This window comes from Pseudomonas sp. MWU16-30322, assembly GCF_020515535.1.
In the GTDB taxonomy this organism is placed as follows: Bacteria; Pseudomonadota; Gammaproteobacteria; order Pseudomonadales; family Pseudomonadaceae; genus Aquipseudomonas; species Aquipseudomonas fluorescens_H.
In genome coordinates this window covers 283,332-299,948 of record NZ_JAIWYL010000003.1, presented here as the reverse complement: position 1 = coordinate 299,948, position 16,617 = coordinate 283,332, and the positions used below count along the sequence as shown (strand labels likewise).

The window sequence follows — 16,617 nt, the reverse complement described above, 5'->3', positions numbered from 1 at the left end:
TCCATGCGTTTCAACAAACTCGCCATCACCGCCCTGCTGCTTTGCGCCCTGCCGGCAGTCAGCCAGGCCCGGGATACACAGGTCATGCTGCCGTTCGACAAAGCGGTTGCCGAAGCCACCCGCAGCGGCAAGATCGACGGCAGCGTAAAGTTCTACCTGGCCGGCACCACCCCGCCCGGTAAAGTCACCGTTCTGAGCAGCGGCGCCGTGACCAACAAAAAGACCAACGCCTTCAACAAGACCGATCAGGAAGCCTGCGAATGGGTCGTGCAATCGGCCATCATCAGCCTGCACCAGGCCGCCAAAAGCGCCGGCGCCAACGCCGTGACCAACATCGTCAGCTTCTACAAGAGCAACGAGCACAAAGACGCGAAGAACTACGAATGCCACGCCGGCGCGATCATGGCCGGTGTTGCGTTGAAGGGTGATCTGGCGACGGTTCAGTAATTGCCAGAAACGACAAAGGGCGCCTTTCGGCGCCCTCTTCGTTTTCAGCATCTACACTCGCTCTGGCAGGTTGCCGCGTCATGCCTGCCGGAACGGCGAGCCCATCGTTCGAACACTCGCGGTTCTCTTTCACCGTCAAGGAGATGACCATGCAAGTGAAAGCCCTGATCGCCGTCGCACTCTTCGGGCTATTGCCCAGCGCCAGCCACGCCACCAATTTGATGTACATGCCGTTCGAAACCGTGCTCTCGGATGCGATTCGCGCCGGGCGGCTTGATGGCAGTGTGAAGTTCTATCTGATCGGCAATGGGCCGCAGGGCACCCAGCAGTTGTTGCGCCGGGATGTGGTCAGTGATCTGAAGACCAACGGCTTCAACAAGAGCGATCACGATTCCTGCGAGTGGGTGCTGCAGTCGAACCTGATCAAGTTGCAGGCCGATGCCAAGCGGGTCGGGGCGAATGCGGTGGTCAATATCGTCAGTTATTACGACCAGCATGTGCGCAAGGATTTGAATACCTATGAGTGCCGGGCCGGGGTGTTTGTGACGCGGGTGGCGTTGAAGGGGGATTTGGTGCGGTTGCCCTGAGAAATGTGGTGTTTGGGCGGGCGTCTTCGCGAGCAAGCCCGCTCCCACGGGGAACGTATTCCAGGGTGGGAGCGGGCTTGCTCGCGAAGAGGCCGGCAGGCATCACACTGATGAAGGCTCAACCTTGCGCGTCAGCAGTTCGACAAACGCCTTGGCCATCGGCGATTTCTGATCCTTGCGCTGCACCAGCCACACCGCCGACACCGCCTCCGGATCGAGCAATGGCCGGTAGACCACGCCGTCGATGCGCATCCGCTGATACGACGCCGGCAACACCGAAACCCCCAGCCCCGCGGCGACCAGACCAATGATGGTCATCGCCTCCCCGGCCTCTTGGGCGAAGTGCGGGCTGAACCCGGCATCGCGGGCCAGACTGAGCAGTTGCGCATACAGCCCGCTGCCGTAGCTGCGTGGAAAGAACACAAACGGCTCCAGCGCCAGCGCCGAGAGGAACAGCCCTTCCTCGCTGCCCTGCGCCAGCGGATGTTTGGAACCGAGCACCGCCACCAGCGGCTCACGCATCAGCTCCACCACATTCAGCGAATCCGGCAGACCCAGTGGACGCATGATCCCGACCTCGATCGACTCATCCACCAGCCCTTCGGCGACTTGCGTGCTGCTCATCTCCCGCAGGTTGAGGTGCACCGCCGGGAAACGCTGGCGAAAGGCAAAAATTGCCTGGGGAATGGTCGAGTTGAACGGCGCCGACGAGGTGAAGCCAATCTTCAATTCGCCAAGTTCGCCGAGTTGCGCACGCCGGGCAACGTCCGCCGCTTTGTCGACCTGCGCCAGCACCAGCCGCGCCTCTTCCAGAAACAATCGGCCAGCCTCGCTCAGCTCGACCCGACGATTGGTGCGTTCGAACAACCGCGCGCCGACCTCTTGCTCCAGCGCCTGAATCTGCTGACTCAGCGGCGGCTGGGAGATCCCCAGCACCTGTGCGGCGCGGCCGAAATGCAGTTCTTCGGCGACGGCGATGAAGTAGCGCAGATGACGCAATTCCATGGAAACCCCATTAGGTCGTTAAAGCTATCAAACAGGTCGAACAATATATTGGATAGAAACATTAGCCAGCTATATGATTTTTTCATTGCCTGCCCGGCCGTGCCCTCCGAGGTCTGAAGTGAAAACAGTTGTCGCCCCCCTGGCCCATGAAGTCCCGCCTGCCGCAGCCGACGATGTGATCGCAGAGCTGCAGGAGATCTACATCGAAAAAGGCACGCCGATGTTCATGCGCACGGTGCTGGCGCTGTTCAGCGGCGGCTTCGCGACCTTCGCCCTGTTGTACTGCGTGCAGCCGATGATGCCGCTGCTGTCCCACGAGTATTCGATCAATGCCGCGCAGAGCAGCCTGATTCTGTCGGTGGCGACCGGCATGCTGGCCTTCGGTCTGTTGATCACCGGACCGATTTCCGACCGGATCGGGCGTAAACCGGTGATGGTCGCAGCGCTGTTCGCTGCCGCGCTGTGCACCATCGCCAGCTCGATGATGCCGAGCTGGCACGGCGTGCTGATCATGCGCGCGTTGATCGGGCTGTCACTGAGCGGTCTGGCGGCCGTGGCGATGACTTACCTGAGCGAGGAAATCCACCCGCAGCACATCGGCCTGGCGATGGGCCTGTACATCGGCGGCAACGCGATTGGCGGGATGAGCGGGCGATTGATCACCGGGGTGCTGATCGACTTTGTCAGCTGGCACACCGCAATGCTGGTGATCGGCGCTCTGGCGCTGATTGCGGCGGCAGTGTTCTGGAAAATCCTTCCCGAGTCGCGCAACTTCCGCTCACGCTCACTGCACCCGCGCAGCCTGCTCGACGGCTTCACCATGCACTTTCGCGATGCCGGTCTGCCGCTGCTGTTTCTTGAAGCCTTCGTGCTGATGGGGGCGTTCGTCACCCTGTTCAACTACATCGGCTATCGCCTGCTCGCCGCGCCGTACAACCTCGATCAGGTGTTCGTCGGCTTGCTGTCGGTGGTGTATCTGTCGGGCATCTACAGTTCGGCAAAGATCGGTTCGTTGGCGGACAAACTGGGGCGGCGCAAAGTGCTGTGGGCGACGATTGCCCTGATGTTCGCTGGCCTCGCGCTGACAATGTTCACCCCACTGCTGCTGGTGATCGTGGGTATGCTGATCTTCACCTTCGGCTTCTTCGGCGCGCACTCAGTGGCGAGCAGCTGGATCGGCCGGCGGGCGCTGAAGGCCAAAGGCCAGGCGTCGTCGTTGTACCTGTTCAGTTATTACGCAGGCTCCAGCATTGCCGGCACGGCGGGCGGGGTGTTCTGGCATTTGGGCGGCTGGAACGGGATTGGGTTGTTCATTGGCGCGTTGTTGCTGGTGGCGCTGGGGGTGGCGTTGAAACTGGCCAAGTTGCCGCCGCTCGGCGGAGTCAAAGCCTGACGCAAAACCCTGTAGGAGTGAGCCTGCTCGCGATAGCGGTGTGTCAGCCAACACATCTGGCGACTGACTTACCGCTATCGCGAGCAGGCTCACTCCTACAATTGATCCGCGTCCGACGTTGGATTGTGGAAAGAAAAACGCCCGGCATAAGCCGGGCGTTTTCTATTGCGCGTCGATCACTCGTGATACTGCGCCGACAACTCATGCACCGCGCGCAGGAACGCGCCCGCATGCTCCGGATCGACCTCAGGGGTGATGCCGTGGCCGAGGTTGAACACGTGACCGCTGCCTTTGCCGTAACTGGCCAGAATGCGCCCGACTTCGGTGCGGATCGCCTCCGGTTTGGCGTAGAGCACGGTCGGGTCCATGTTGCCTTGCAGGGCTACCTTGTCGCCGACGCGGGCGCGGGCGTTACCGATGTCGCAGGTCCAGTCCAGGCCCAAAGCGTCGGCGCCGGCCTCGGCGATGCTTTCCAGCCACAGGCCGCCGTTCTTGGTGAAGAGGATCACCGGCACCTTGCGACCGTCGTGCTCGCGGATAAGGCCGCTGACGATTTTCTTCATGTAGGCCAGGGAGAATTCCTGATACGCCGCGGCCGACAGGTTGCCGCCCCAGGTATCGAAGATCTGCACCGCTTGCGCGCCGGCCATGATCTGGCCGTTGAGGTACGAGGTCACCGACTGCGCCAGCTTGTCCAGCAGCAGGTGCATGGCTTGCGGGTTGTCGTAGAGCATCGCCTTGGTTTTGCGGAAGTCTTTCGACGAGCCGCCTTCAACCATGTAGGTGGCGAGGGTCCACGGGCTGCCAGAGAAACCGATCAGCGGCACACGGCCGTTCAGCTCGCGACGGATGGTGCTGACCGCGTCCATCACATAGCCAAGGTCTTTGTGCGGATCAGGGATCGGCAACGCTTCGATGTCCGCCAGGGTGCTGACGACTTTCTTGAAGCGCGGGCCTTCACCGGTCTCGAAGTACAGGCCCTGGCCCATGGCATCGGGGATGGTGAGGATGTCGGAAAACAGGATCGCCGCGTCCAGTTGCGGGTAGCGGTCGAGCGGTTGCAACGTGACTTCGCAAGCGAATTCCGGATTCATGCACAGGCTCATGAAATCACCGGCCTGGGCACGGCTGGCGCGGTATTCAGGCAGGTAGCGGCCGGCCTGGCGCATCATCCACACCGGGGTGACGTCTACAGGTTGCTTGAGCAGGGCGCGGAGGAAACGGTCGTTCTTCAGGGCAGTCATGTCGGCATCCGGAAAAAAAGTGCGGGCATTTTCTCAGAGCGCGACGCAAAAGGCACGGATGCAGGTCAGCCTTTTGTCTATCGGGTCAATTTATTGCGCTGTATTGAGCGCACAGAAACCAATGTGGGAGCGGGCTTGCTCGCGAAAGCGGTGGGTCAGGCAACAAATCTGTCGACTGACACTCCCTCTTCGCGAGCAAGCCCGCTCCCACATTTTTGAGCGCATTTCAGGCTGAAATGTAATCAGACGCCCAGGTAATCAAGGATCCCTTCAGCCGCATTGCGGCCTTCGAAGATCGCCGTTACCACCAGGTCGGAACCGCGCACCATGTCGCCACCGGCGAAGATTTTCGGGTTGCTGGTCTGATGCTTGTACTGACCTTGCTCAGGCGCGACGACACGGCCCTGGCTGTCGGTCTGGATTTCGAACTGTTCGAACCACGGTGCCGGGCTTGGACGGAAACCGAACGCGATGACCACGGCGTCGGCCGGGATGATCTCTTCGGAGCCTGGGATCGGCTCGGGGCTGCGGCGGCCACGGGCGTCCGGTTCGCCGAGACGGGTCTCAACCACTTTCACGCCTTCGACCTTGTCTTCACCGACGATCGCGATTGGCTGGCGGTTGTAGAGGAATTTCACGCCTTCTTCCTTGGCGTTCTTCACCTCTTTGCGCGAGCCGGGCATGTTCGCTTCGTCACGACGATAGGCGCAGGTCACCGACTTGGCGCCCTGACGGATCGAGGTGCGGTTGCAGTCCATCGCCGTGTCGCCACCACCGAGTACCACGACCTTCTTGCCTTTCATGTCGACGAAATCTTCCGGCGACTTTTCAAAGCCCAGGTTGCGGTTGACGTTGGCAATCAGGAAGTCCAGCGCGTCGTAGACGCCCGGCAGGTCCTCACCGGCAAAACCGCCCTTCATGTAGGTGTAGGTGCCCATGCCCATGAACACCGCATCGTATTCGGCGAGCAGTTGCTCCATGGTCACGTCCTTGCCGACCTCGGTGTTGAGGCGGAACTCGATGCCCATGCCGGTGAAGACTTCGCGACGATTGCTCAGCACGCTCTTCTCAAGCTTGAACTCAGGGATACCGAAGGTCAGCAGACCGCCGATTTCCGGGTTCTTGTCGAACACCACCGGGGTCACGCCGCCACGCACCAGCACGTCGGCGCAACCCAGCCCCGCCGGGCCGGCACCGATGATCGCGACACGCTTGCCGGTCGGCTTGACCTTGGACATGTCAGGGCGCCAGCCCATGGCGAACGCGGTATCGGTGATGTACTTCTCGACCGAACCGATGGTCACCGCGCCGAAACCGTCGTTGAGGGTGCAGGCACCCTCGCACAGGCGATCCTGCGGGCACACCCGGCCGCAGACTTCCGGCAGGGTGTTGGTCTGGTGCGACAGCTCGGCGGCCTGGAGGATGTTGCCCTCGGCCACCAGCTTCAGCCAGTTGGGAATGAAGTTGTGCACCGGGCACTTCCATTCGCAATACGGGTTGCCGCAACCCAGGCAGCGGTGGGCCTGGTCGGCCGACTGCTGGGGTTTGAACGGTTCGTAGATTTCCACGAACTCTTTCTTGCGTTGACGCAACAGTTTCTTCTTCGGATCCTTGCGCCCGACATCGATGAACTGGAAGTCGTTATTCAGACGTTCAGCCATTGTTAAAACCTCATCAAACTCTTCAGGCGCATATCACTGCGGGTTGGCACGAGTGCTGGAAAGCAACGATTTCAGGTTGGCAGCCTTAGGCTTCACCAGCCAGAAACGGCGCAGGTAGTCATCAAGGTTTTCGGCGAGTTCACGACCCCACTCGCTCTCGGTTTCCTTGACGTACTCGTTCAGCACGTTCTGCAAGTGGCTGCGGTAGGCTTCCATCGCCTCGCCGCTGATCCGCTGGATTTCCACCAGTTCGTGGTTGACCCGGTCAACGAAGGTGTTGTCCTGGTCGAGCACGTAGGCGAAACCACCGGTCATGCCAGAGCCGAAGTTGTAACCGGTCTTGCCCAGGACGCAGACGAAACCACCGGTCATGTACTCGCAGCAGTGATCGCCAGTGCCTTCCACGACCGTGTGGGCACCGGAGTTACGCACAGCGAAACGCTCGCCTGCGGTGCCGGCGGCGAACAACTTGCCGCCGGTGGCGCCGTACAGGCAGGTGTTGCCGATGATGGCGCTGTTCTGAGTCTGATAGACGCTGCCCTTCGGCGGCACGATGACCAGTTTGCCGCCGGTCATGCCTTTGCCGACGTAGTCGTTGGCGTCGCCTTCCAGATACATGTGCAGACCGCCGGCGTTCCACACGCCGAAGCTCTGACCGGCCGTGCCTTTGAAGCGGAAGGTGATCGGCGCGTTGGCCATGCCCTGATTGCCGTGCTTGCGCGCGATTTCGCCGGAGATCCGCGCGCCGATCGAACGGTCGCAGTTGCAGATGTCCAATTCGAACTCGGCACCGCTGAGGTCGTTGATCGCCGAGGTCGCCATGTCGACCATTTTCTCGGCCAGCAGGCCCTGGTCGAACGGCGGGTTGCGCTCAACGCCGCAGAATTGCGGTTTGTCCGCCGGGATGTGATCGCTGCCCAGCAGCGGGGTCAGATCCAGATGGTGTTGCTTGGCGGTCTGGCCTTCGAGGATTTCCAGCAGATCGGTACGGCCGATCAGCTCTTCGAGGGAACGCACGCCGAGCTTGGCCAGCCACTCACGGGTTTCTTCGGCGACGTAGGTGAAGAAGTTCACCACCATGTCGACGGTCCCGATGTAGTGATCCTTGCGCAGCTTCTCGTTCTGCGTCGCAACACCGGTGGCGCAGTTGTTCAGGTGGCAGATGCGCAGGTATTTGCAACCGAGGGCGATCATCGGCGCCGTACCGAAGCCGAAGCTTTCGGCGCCGAGAATCGCTGCCTTGATCACGTCGAGGCCGGTTTTCAGGCCACCGTCGGTCTGCACCCGGACTTTGCCGCGCAGGTCGTTGCCGCGCAGGGTCTGGTGGGTTTCAGCCAGGCCGAGTTCCCACGGCGCGCCCGCGTATTTGATCGAGGTCAGCGGCGAAGCACCGGTACCACCGTCGTAGCCGGAGATGGTGATCAAGTCCGCATAGGCCTTGGCCACACCGGCGGCGATGGTGCCGACGCCGGCTTCTGCTACCAGCTTCACCGAAACCAGTGCCTTCGGGTTGACCTGTTTCAGGTCGAAGATCAGCTGCGACAAGTCTTCGATCGAGTAGATGTCGTGGTGCGGCGGCGGCGAGATCAGGGTCACGCCCGGCACTGCGTAACGCAGCTTGGCGATCAGCCCGTTGACCTTACCGCCCGGCAGTTGCCCGCCCTCGCCCGGCTTGGCGCCCTGAGCGACCTTGATCTGCAGCACTTCGGCGTTGACCAGGTATTCCGGGGTTACACCGAAACGGCCCGTCGCGACCTGCTTGATTTTCGAACTCTTGATGGTGCCGTAACGTGCCGGGTCTTCGCCGCCTTCGCCGGAGTTGGAACGCGCACCGAGGCGGTTCATGGCTTCGGCCAGGGCTTCGTGAGCTTCCGGCGACAGTGCGCCCAGCGAGATACCGGCGGAGTCGAAGCGCTTGAGCACCGATTCCAGCGGCTCGATTTCACTGATGTCCAGCGGCTTGTCGAGGGTCTTGACCTTGAACAGGTCGCGAATCATCGACACCGGACGGTTGTCCACCAGCGAGGTGTATTCCTTGAACTTGGCGTAGTCGCCCTGCTGCACGGCGGCTTGCAGGGTGTTGACCACGTCCGGGTTGTACGCATGATATTCGCCGCCGTGGACGAACTTCAGCAGACCGCCCTGCTGGATCGGCTTGCGCGGACTCCAGGCTTCGGTGGCGAGTGCTTTCTGCTCGGCTTCGATGTCGACGAAACGCGCACCCTTGATGCGGCTCGGCACGCCACGGAAGCTCAGCTCGCACACTTCTTCGGACAGGCCGATGGCTTCGAACAGCTGCGCACCGCGGTACGATGCGATGGTCGAGATGCCCATCTTCGACAGGATCTTCAGCAGACCTTTGGTGATGCCCTTACGGTAGTTCTTGAACACCTCATAGAGGTCGCCCAGCACTTCACCGGTACGGATCAGGTCGCCCAGCACTTCGTAGGCCAGGAACGGATAGACCGCCGAGGCGCCGAAACCGATCAGCACCGCGAAGTGATGCGGATCGCGTGCGGTCGCGGTTTCCACGAGGATGTTGGAATCGCAGCGCAGGCCTTTTTCGGTCAGGCGGTGGTGCACCGCGCCGGTCGCCAGCGAAGCGTGGATCGGCAGTTTGCCCGGCGCGATATGACGGTCGCTCAGAACGATCTGGGTACGCCCGGCACGCACGGCTTCTTCAGCCTGATCGGCAACGTTGCGGATCGCCGCTTCGAGGCCGACGCTTTCGTCGTAGTTGAGGTCGATGATCTGCCGCTCGAAACCCGGGCGGTCGAGGTTCATCAGCGAGCGCCACTTGGCCGGCGAGATCACTGGCGAGCTGAGGATCACGCGCGAGGCGTGTTCCGGCGATTCCTGGAAGATGTTGCGCTCGGCACCGAGGCAGATTTCCAGCGACATCACGATCGCTTCACGCAGCGGGTCGATCGGCGGGTTGGTGACCTGCGCGAACTGCTGGCGGAAATAGTCGTACGGCGTGCGCACACGCTGCGACAGCACGGCCATCGGCGTGTCATCGCCCATCGAACCGACGGCTTCGTAGCCCTGTTCGCCGAGCGGACGCAGCACCTGATCACGCTCTTCGAACGTGACCTGATACATCTTCATGTATTGCTTGAGCTGATCGACGTCGTAGAACGCCGAACCGTGGTCGTTGTCTTCCATGGTCGCCTGGATGCGCAGGGCGTTCTTGCGCAGCCATTGCTTGTACGGATGACGGGATTTCAGACGGTTGTCGATCGCGTCGGTGTCGAGGATCTGCCCGGTTTCGGTGTCCACGGCGAGGATCTGGCCCGGGCCGACACGGCCCTTGGCGATCACGTCTTCTGGCTGGTAGTTCCAGACGCCGATTTCCGAAGCAACGGTGATGAAACCGTTGGTGGTGGTGACCCAGCGCGCCGGACGCAGACCGTTACGGTCGAGCAGGCACACCGCGTAACGACCATCGGTCATCACCACGCCGGCCGGGCCGTCCCACGGTTCCATGTGCATCGAGTTGTACTCGTAGAACGCACGCAGATCCGGGTCCATGGTTTCAACGTTCTGCCACGCTGGCGGAATGATCATCCGCACGCCACGGAACAGGTCGATGCCACCGGTGACCATCAGTTCGAGCATGTTGTCCATGCTCGAGGAGTCGGAACCGACACGGTTGACCAGCGGGCCGAGTTCTTCCAGATCCATCAGATCGTTGGTGAACTTGGTCCGACGGGCCTGCGCCCAGTTACGGTTACCGGTAATGGTGTTGATCTCGCCGTTGTGGGCGAGGAAGCGGAATGGCTGAGCCAGCGGCCATTTCGGCAGGGTGTTGGTGGAAAAGCGCTGGTGGAACACGCAGATCGCGGTTTGCAGGCGCTGGTCACCGAGGTCCGGATAGAACGCGGCCAGGTCGGCCGGCATCATCAGGCCTTTATAGATGATGGTCTTGTGCGAAAAGCTGCAGATGTAGTGGTCGGTGTCGGCGGCGTTGGCCACCGACGAGCGACGACGGGCGCTGAACAGCTTGACCGCCATGTCCTGATCGCTCAGGCCTTCACCGCCGATGTACACCTGCTCGATTTGCGGCAGGCGCTCAAGGGCCAGGCGGCCGAGGACGCTGGTGTCGATCGGCACTTTGCGCCAGCCGATCAGTTGCAGGCCTTCAGCGAGGATCTCGCGGTTCATGTTCTCGCGAGCGGCTTCGGCCTTGGCCGGATCCTGGTTGAAGAAGACCATGCCCACGGCATATTGCTTGGGCAGCTCGACGCTGAAGTTTTCCTGGGCAATCGCCCGCAGGAACGCGTCAGGCTTTTGAATCAGCAGACCGCAACCGTCACCGGTCTTGCCGTCGGCATTAATCCCACCGCGGTGGGTCATGCAGGTCAGGGCCTCGATGGCCGTTTGCAAAAGGGTATGACTGGGCTCGCCCTGCATATGGGCTATCAGGCCGAAACCGCAGTTATCCTTGAATTCATCTGGTTGGTACAGACCTGCTTTCATAGACACTTTCTCACCAGGCTGCCTCTTTTCGAGGCAAATTTCTTTTCAATTCAACCACTTGCTGACCGCGCCGAACGTACGCCGGCTTTGCGGGGGCAAAAGGGTGGTCATTGTACACAGCGACACAGACGCTCACAAATTTGACGACGAAATGTCGCAAATCTATGTCGCATTTGTGAAAGGTTTAAAGCGATCTGCTGTGCTAGTCAAAACTTTTTTAATTCTGACTGCAACGACTCAAAGACTACTGTGACGCAGACACCACAAGGCACGCGACCTGGAAGGAAGCGCGCACTCGTAGAAATTTTGAGGTGCTTGGAGAGGCGGCCTGGGTAAGGCCGCCGAATCTTCAGCGAGTTGTTGCCAGTTCCTGTTGGACGCTGGCGACAGTGCGAGGCCAAGGTTTACCAGCCTGAACCTTCGCTGGCAAGGCCTTGATGGCAGAAACGGCTGCATCACGATTGGCGAAGTTGCCGTAGGTGATCACGTAGAGAGGCTTGCCGTTGAGGACTTTCTTGAAATAACGGTACTCGCCGCCCTGCTCCTTGACGAAGTTTTGCGCGGTCGCTTCGGAGCTGGTGCCGAGGATCTGCACCACGTAGTTGCTGGTCGGCTGACCGGCGTACCAGTTGCCACCGGCAGCCTTGGCCACGGTAACCGGCTTCTCGGCCGGTTTGGCGGCAGCAACAGGCTTGGCCGGAGCCGGAGTCGGTTTGGCCGCTGGCGCTGCCGGAGCAGGCTTGGCGGTGGCGACCTGAGTCGGTGCCGGGGTCGGCTTGGCGGCTGGCACCGGAACCGGGGTTGGCGCCGGGCCGGCCGGAACACCTGCTGGTGGTGCGGAAGTTGTTACGGTCGGCGGCGTCGCGCTGGAACCTTCGACCGGCACGCCATCGTCGCCTTCGGTGATGCCGCCAGCGGCCTCAGCCAACGGGCCGCGCATCACCGGTTGCGAGTTGCCGACCAGCGGCAGCGGCATCGGCTGGGTATTGCCGGCGAACTCGACGTTCGGCGCGCCACCCTTGGCGCCTTGGCCCAACGGCAGTTGTGCCTGTTCGTTGGCGGGTGCGCCAGTGGTTGGCGCCTTGTTGCGACCCGGCATCAGCCAGGCGGCGGCGACCGCGACCACAACGACGGCGGAAATCGCCAATACGTGTTTCTTCGGCATGTTGAACCCCATACTTGGACGCTTGACCGCAGAGCGGCTGGCAATCATGACTTCGATCAGTGCATCGCGAGCGACCTGGTTGATGTTGCCAGGCCAACCCTCGGCGCTTTCGTGAATCTCAGAGATCTGATCCGCGGTGAAAAGTTCGACACCCCGGCCCGCACCTTCGAGCCGTTGGTCGAGATATTCGCGGGTCTCTTCTTCGGTGTACGGCTGCAGTTCGATGACGTGGAAGCGCTCTTCCTCGAGGTGCAAGGCCTCCAGTTGCGCGATCAGCGACGATTCACCGAACAGGAACACGTGTGGACGACCTTCCGGTGCACCGGCACCCAGCGCCATCAGCGCTTCGAGAGCGGACTCGTCAAGCTGCTCGGCATCATCCACCAGCAGATAGACTTCCTGCCCGGTCAGTGCCAGCTGCACCACTTGCGCCAGAATCGCGCCGACCTCCGCCTGCGCCACGTCCAGCGCCTGAGCAACCTGACGCAGCACGCCGGCGGCATCGCCAGCCCCACGGGCCGACACTACAACGCTTTGCACCGATTGCTTGTTGGTGCTGGCCACCAGCGCCTGGCGCAGCAGGGTCTTGCCGCTGCCTTGCGGGCCGGTGACCACCAGCAGCAACTGGCTGTAACGCGCCAAGTGGTGCAGTTGCCCCAGCACCGGCTTGCGCTGGGCCGGGAAGAATTTGAAGCCCGGCACCCGCGGCGCGAAAGGGTCGTGACTTAACTGGAAATGGCCGAGGAACGCCTCGTCGGCATGCAAACTAGTCATCGGAATCTTATTAACCTTTAAGCTGAGCCAGAGCGCGGTAATCCGCTCCCAGCGTGGCCTGTAGAACCTCTTTCGGATAATCGGCGGTCACCACCGCTTCGCCCATCCGGCGCAGCAGCACCAGGCGCAGACGACCGTCGATCACTTTTTTATCAATTGCCATATGTTCGAGAAAATCGGCTTCGGTCATTTCTTCCGGCGGGATCACCGGCAGACCGGCACGCTGGAACAGCCGAATGCCGCGATCACGTTCCTGCTCGCTGATCCAGCCCAGACGTGCGGACATTTCCAGCGCCATCACCGTACCTGCGGCGACCGCCTCACCATGCAACCAGACACCATAGCCCATGTGGGTCTCGATGGCGTGGCCGAAGGTGTGGCCGAGATTGAGCGTGGCGCGCACGCCGGTTTCCTTCTCATCGGCACCGACCACTGCAGCCTTGGCCGCGCAGGAGCGCTCGATGGCGTAGGTCAGGGCCTTTTGATCCAGCGCGCGCAGGGCGTCGACGTTGTCTTCGAGCCAGGTCAGGAACGGCTCGTCGCAGATCAGACCGTACTTGATGACTTCGGCCAGACCGGCGGACAGCTCACGCTCTGGCAGGGTTTTCAGGGACGCGGTATCGATCAGCACCACGTTCGGCTGATAGAACGCGCCGACCATGTTCTTGCCCAACGGGTGGTTGATGCCGGTCTTGCCGCCCACCGACGAATCGACCTGGGACAGCAGCGTGGTAGGAATCTGGATGAAATCGACGCCGCGCTGGTAGCAAGCGGCGGCGAAACCGGCCATGTCACCGATGACCCCGCCGCCGAGGGCGATGATCGTGGTGCGGCGGTCATGACGGGCTGTCAGCAGGCCGTCGAAGATCAGTTGCAGGGTTTCCCAGTTCTTGAAGGCTTCGCCGTCCGGCAGCACCACCGAGATCACCGAGAACTGCGCCAGGCTGCGGGTCAGACGTTCGAGATAGAGCGGCGCAACGGTCTCGTTGGAGATGATTGCCACCTGCCGCCCGTGGATATGCGGCGCCAGCAACTCAGGCTGATCCAACAAACCTTCGCCAATATGAATCGGGTAGCTGCGCTCGCCTAGATCGACCTTGAGTGTCTGCATGTGTCCCCACAGTGAAGATGGAAGCAGGCGTCCTGCCCTGAATTATTGGTTGTCTGCAGCCTATAGCGGGTATGACGCCGCTCGCACGCCATCCGCCACAACCTCGACGGCTCTGACAGGACGCCGAGGATAGCGCATTTCGGGCGATGCTTTAACGGGGTGGAAGCTGCGCCAGACGGTCGAGAATGTCGAGCACCACCATACGCGGTGGCCGCTCGTCGGTTTCCACCACCAGATCGGCGATTTCCCGATAGAGCGGATCACGGATCGCCAGCAGGTCACGCAGGGTTTTCGCCGGATCGGCGGTGCGCAGCAAAGGACGATTGCGGTCGCGCGACGTGCGGCCGACCTGCTGCTCGACGGAGGCGTGCAGATACACCACCCGCCCGCCATCGTGCAGGGCCTTGCGGTTGGCATCGCGCATCACCGCACCGCCGCCAGTCGCCAGCACCACGCCGTCGAACGCGCACAGCTCGGCGATCATCGCCTGCTCACGGTCGCGAAAGCCGGGCTCGCCTTCCTTGTCGAAGATCCACGGGATATTGGCGCCCGTGCGCAGTTCAATTTCCTTGTCGGAATCTTTGAACGGCAGGCGCAGCTCTTTGGCCAGCAACCGGCCGATGGTGCTTTTTCCAGCGCCCATCGGTCCTACAAGAATCAAATTTCGCACAGAATCAACGACTCACAGCAATCGCCTGGTTATTCATGATACGCGGAGTGAGAAATACCAGCAGCTCGGATTTTTTCTCCGAAACCACATCACGCCGGAAAAGGCGGCCAAGATACGGCACATCGCCAAGAAATGGCACCTTATCTACGACCTTGCTTTGAGTATTTGAGAAAACACCGCCAATCACGATGGTCTCGCCATCGTTCACCAGCACCTTGGCGTTGACCTCGTTCTTCTTGATCGGCGGTACATCCTGCACTTTGTTCAGGTAGTCCGGTTCGTCCTTGGTGACCTTGACCTCCATGATGATGCGGTTGTCAGGGGTGATCTGTGGCGTTACTTCCAGCGACAGCGAAGCTTCCTTGAACGACACCGACGTCGCGCCGCTGGAGCTGGCTTCCTGATACGGAATCTCGGTGCCCTTGAGGATCTTTGCGGTCTCCTTGTCGGAGGTGACCACTTTCGGCTGCGAGACGATTTCACCGTTGCCGGTCTTCTCCATGGCGGTCAGCTCAAGATCGAGCAGCACATTGTCGGTGATGAAGGCGATGCCGATCCCCGAGGTGTTACCGATCGTGCCCATGTCGACGAACGGCGAATTGGTGCTGGTGCTGCCCGGTGTGCCAATGGTGGTAGAGGTGCCATTGCTGACCCCGGAGGTGTTCCAGTTGCCCTTGTTCTGGATCGAACCGCCCCAGCGCACGCCCAGACTCTTGTCGTAATCGACGTTGGCTTCGACGATCCGCGCCTCGATCATCACCTGACGCACCGGAATATCCAGTTGCGCCACGATCCGCCGCAGTTCGTCGAGGCGATCCTGGGTCTGGTAGGCAATGATGTTGTTGGTGCGCTCGTCGACGGTGATCGAGCCGCGCTCGTCGATTTTCGCCTCGGCGCTGGTCACCGACTGGAACAGCTTGGCGATGTCCGCCGCCTTGGCGTAGTTCACTTGCAGCAGTTCGCGGCGCAGCGGTGCCAGTTCGGCGATCTGTTTCTGCGACTCCAGCTCCTGGCGTTCGCGGGCAGCGATTTCGTCGGCCGGCGCCACCAGCAGCACGTTGCCGATCTTGCGTTTATCCAGTCCCTTGGTTTTCAGCACCAGGTCCAGCGCCTGATCCCACGGCACGTTTTGCAGACGCAAGGTGATCCCGCCCTGCACCGTATCGCTGGCCACCAGATTGAGGTTGGTGAAATCGGCGATCAGTTGCAGCACCGAGCGCACATCGATGTCCTGAAAATTCAGCGAGAGTTTTTCGCCACTGTAGGCCTGGCGCTCGGCATTGCGTTTTTGCAGGTCATCGACCGTCATCGGGCGAATGCTGACGGTCAGTTTGTTATCGGTCTGGTAGGTGGAATAGTCGAACGTGCCGCTGGGTTCGACGGTGATCACCGCACGATCACCGGTGGCGGCGGCGTTGACGAACTGCACAGGCGTGGCGAAATCCTTGACGTCGAGGCGCACCCGCAGCCTGTCGGGCAACTGGGTGCGGGCAAAACTGAGGATGATCTTGCCGTCATGCTCCTGGATATCCGGGGCGATGGTCGGGTCCGACAGATCAATGACCACGTTGCCCTCGCCCGCAGTGCCACGCTGGAAGTCGACGCCACGAATGGTCTTGGCAACGGGGGCGTAAGCCTTCGCCGGAGCCGCGACCGGTCGTGGCGCAGCGGCGGCTGGGCGCGGTGCAGCAGGCTTGGCGCCCTGCCCGACCACCACGAACAGATTGTTACCCTCGACCCGCGAGGTGTAGGGCGTCAGTTGCGTCAGATTGATGATCAGGCGCGTACGGTCGTTGGCCTCGACCACCGTCGCCGTTCGCGCATTGCCGCTGCCCAGATCGCGGGTCTTGCTCGTCAGCTGGCTGGCGACACCCGGCAGATCCAGAGCGATTCGCGCCGGTGATTCGGTGGTGTAGCCCTTGGGCTGCGGTGGTGGGCCGTCGAACGACAGCTTCAACTCGATGCGGTCACCCGGTAACGCCGCCACATCCAGCGCCTTGAGACTGGCCGCCTGCACCATCGGTGACAGCAGCGCTATCCATAGCGAAAAACCGAGGGTGGAAAAAATCCTGTTCATTGTT

At 61.4% G+C, this 16,617-nt stretch carries 11 protein-coding genes; 3 read left to right on the top strand and 8 right to left on the bottom strand.

The genetic code is table 11. From position 1 onward, the window contains the following. Window positions 1–3: 3 nt before the first annotated feature. Window positions 4–447: an excinuclease gene (locus LCH64_RS07220; RefSeq protein ID WP_103485585.1), complete on the top strand. Its 444-nt coding sequence runs from the start codon at window positions 4–6 to the stop codon at window positions 445–447. A 149-nt stretch (window positions 448–596) separates the two neighbouring features. After that, window positions 597–1,034 (top strand): excinuclease, encoded by a 438-nt coding sequence (locus tag LCH64_RS07215; protein ID WP_226499851.1) that lies wholly within the window; start codon window positions 597–599, stop codon window positions 1,032–1,034. 102 nt (window positions 1,035–1,136) lie between these two features. Here LCH64_RS07215 and LCH64_RS07210 read toward each other — a convergent pair whose 3' ends face one another. Continuing rightward, a complete protein-coding gene (locus LCH64_RS07210) occupies window positions 1,137–2,039 on the bottom strand; it encodes a LysR family transcriptional regulator (protein ID WP_103485586.1) in 903 nt (300 codons plus the stop codon). Window positions 2,040–2,157: 118 nt separating this feature from the next. On the opposite strand from LCH64_RS07210, the gene LCH64_RS07205 reads away from it, so the two are divergent. Further along, on the top strand, window positions 2,158–3,432 hold the full coding sequence (locus tag LCH64_RS07205) for an MFS transporter (protein ID WP_201135998.1): 1,275 nt from the start codon (window positions 2,158–2,160) through the stop codon (window positions 3,430–3,432). Window positions 3,433–3,608: 176 nt separating this feature from the next. Here the strand turns inward: LCH64_RS07205 and hemE are convergent, their stop codons facing one another. The 7 genes from hemE to pilQ form a co-directional block, all read right to left on the bottom strand. Further along, entirely contained in the window at window positions 3,609–4,676 is a 1,068-nt protein-coding gene (gene hemE / locus LCH64_RS07200) for a uroporphyrinogen decarboxylase (RefSeq protein ID WP_103485588.1), read from the bottom strand. A gap of 242 nt (window positions 4,677–4,918) precedes the next feature. Beyond that, window positions 4,919–6,337: an FAD-dependent oxidoreductase gene (locus LCH64_RS07195; protein ID WP_003220910.1), complete on the bottom strand. Its 1,419-nt coding sequence runs from the start codon at window positions 6,335–6,337 to the stop codon at window positions 4,919–4,921. Window positions 6,338–6,370: 33 nt separating this feature from the next. Continuing rightward, entirely contained in the window at window positions 6,371–10,816 is a 4,446-nt protein-coding gene (gene gltB, locus LCH64_RS07190) for a glutamate synthase large subunit (RefSeq protein WP_003220908.1), read from the bottom strand. 349 nt (window positions 10,817–11,165) lie between these two features. Continuing rightward, the gene (locus tag LCH64_RS07185; protein WP_226499850.1) at window positions 11,166–12,755 is read right to left on the bottom strand and encodes an AAA family ATPase; all 1,590 of its coding nucleotides are present in this window, start codon (window positions 12,753–12,755) and stop codon (window positions 11,166–11,168) included. Window positions 12,756–12,765: 10 nt separating this feature from the next. Then, window positions 12,766–13,866 (bottom strand): 3-dehydroquinate synthase, encoded by a 1,101-nt coding sequence (gene aroB, locus LCH64_RS07180; protein ID WP_027611317.1) that lies wholly within the window; start codon window positions 13,864–13,866, stop codon window positions 12,766–12,768. A gap of 151 nt (window positions 13,867–14,017) precedes the next feature. Next, window positions 14,018–14,536 carry a shikimate kinase AroK gene (gene aroK, locus LCH64_RS07175; protein WP_103519996.1) on the bottom strand — a complete coding sequence of 173 codons (519 nt, stop codon included), beginning with the start codon at window positions 14,534–14,536 and terminating at the stop codon, window positions 14,018–14,020. 4 nt (window positions 14,537–14,540) lie between these two features. Beyond that, window positions 14,541–16,613 carry a type IV pilus secretin PilQ gene (pilQ, locus tag LCH64_RS07170; protein ID WP_003220900.1) on the bottom strand — a complete coding sequence of 691 codons (2,073 nt, stop codon included), beginning with the start codon at window positions 16,611–16,613 and terminating at the stop codon, window positions 14,541–14,543. Between the last annotated feature and the right edge of the window lie 4 nt (window positions 16,614–16,617).

Bases quoted from the DNA above. Each gene is read 5' to 3' on its own strand.
- LCH64_RS07185 (WP_226499850.1), bottom strand. From the start codon at position 12,755: ATGACTAGTTTGCATGCCGACGAGGCGTTCCTCGGCCATTTCCAGTTA.
- aroB (WP_027611317.1), bottom strand. From the start codon at position 13,866: ATGCAGACACTCAAGGTCGATCTAGGCGAGCGCAGCTACCCGATTCAT.
- LCH64_RS07210 (WP_103485586.1), bottom strand. From the start codon at position 2,039: ATGGAATTGCGTCATCTGCGCTACTTCATCGCCGTCGCCGAAGAACTG.
- pilQ (WP_003220900.1), bottom strand. From the start codon at position 16,613: ATGAACAGGATTTTTTCCACCCTCGGTTTTTCGCTATGGATAGCGCTG.
- LCH64_RS07215 (WP_226499851.1), top strand. From the start codon at position 597: ATGCAAGTGAAAGCCCTGATCGCCGTCGCACTCTTCGGGCTATTGCCC.
- LCH64_RS07195 (WP_003220910.1), bottom strand. From the start codon at position 6,337: ATGGCTGAACGTCTGAATAACGACTTCCAGTTCATCGATGTCGGGCGC.
- gltB (WP_003220908.1), bottom strand. From the start codon at position 10,816: ATGAAAGCAGGTCTGTACCAACCAGATGAATTCAAGGATAACTGCGGT.
- LCH64_RS07220 (WP_103485585.1), top strand. From the start codon at position 4: ATGCGTTTCAACAAACTCGCCATCACCGCCCTGCTGCTTTGCGCCCTG.
- hemE (WP_103485588.1), bottom strand. From the start codon at position 4,676: ATGACTGCCCTGAAGAACGACCGTTTCCTCCGCGCCCTGCTCAAGCAA.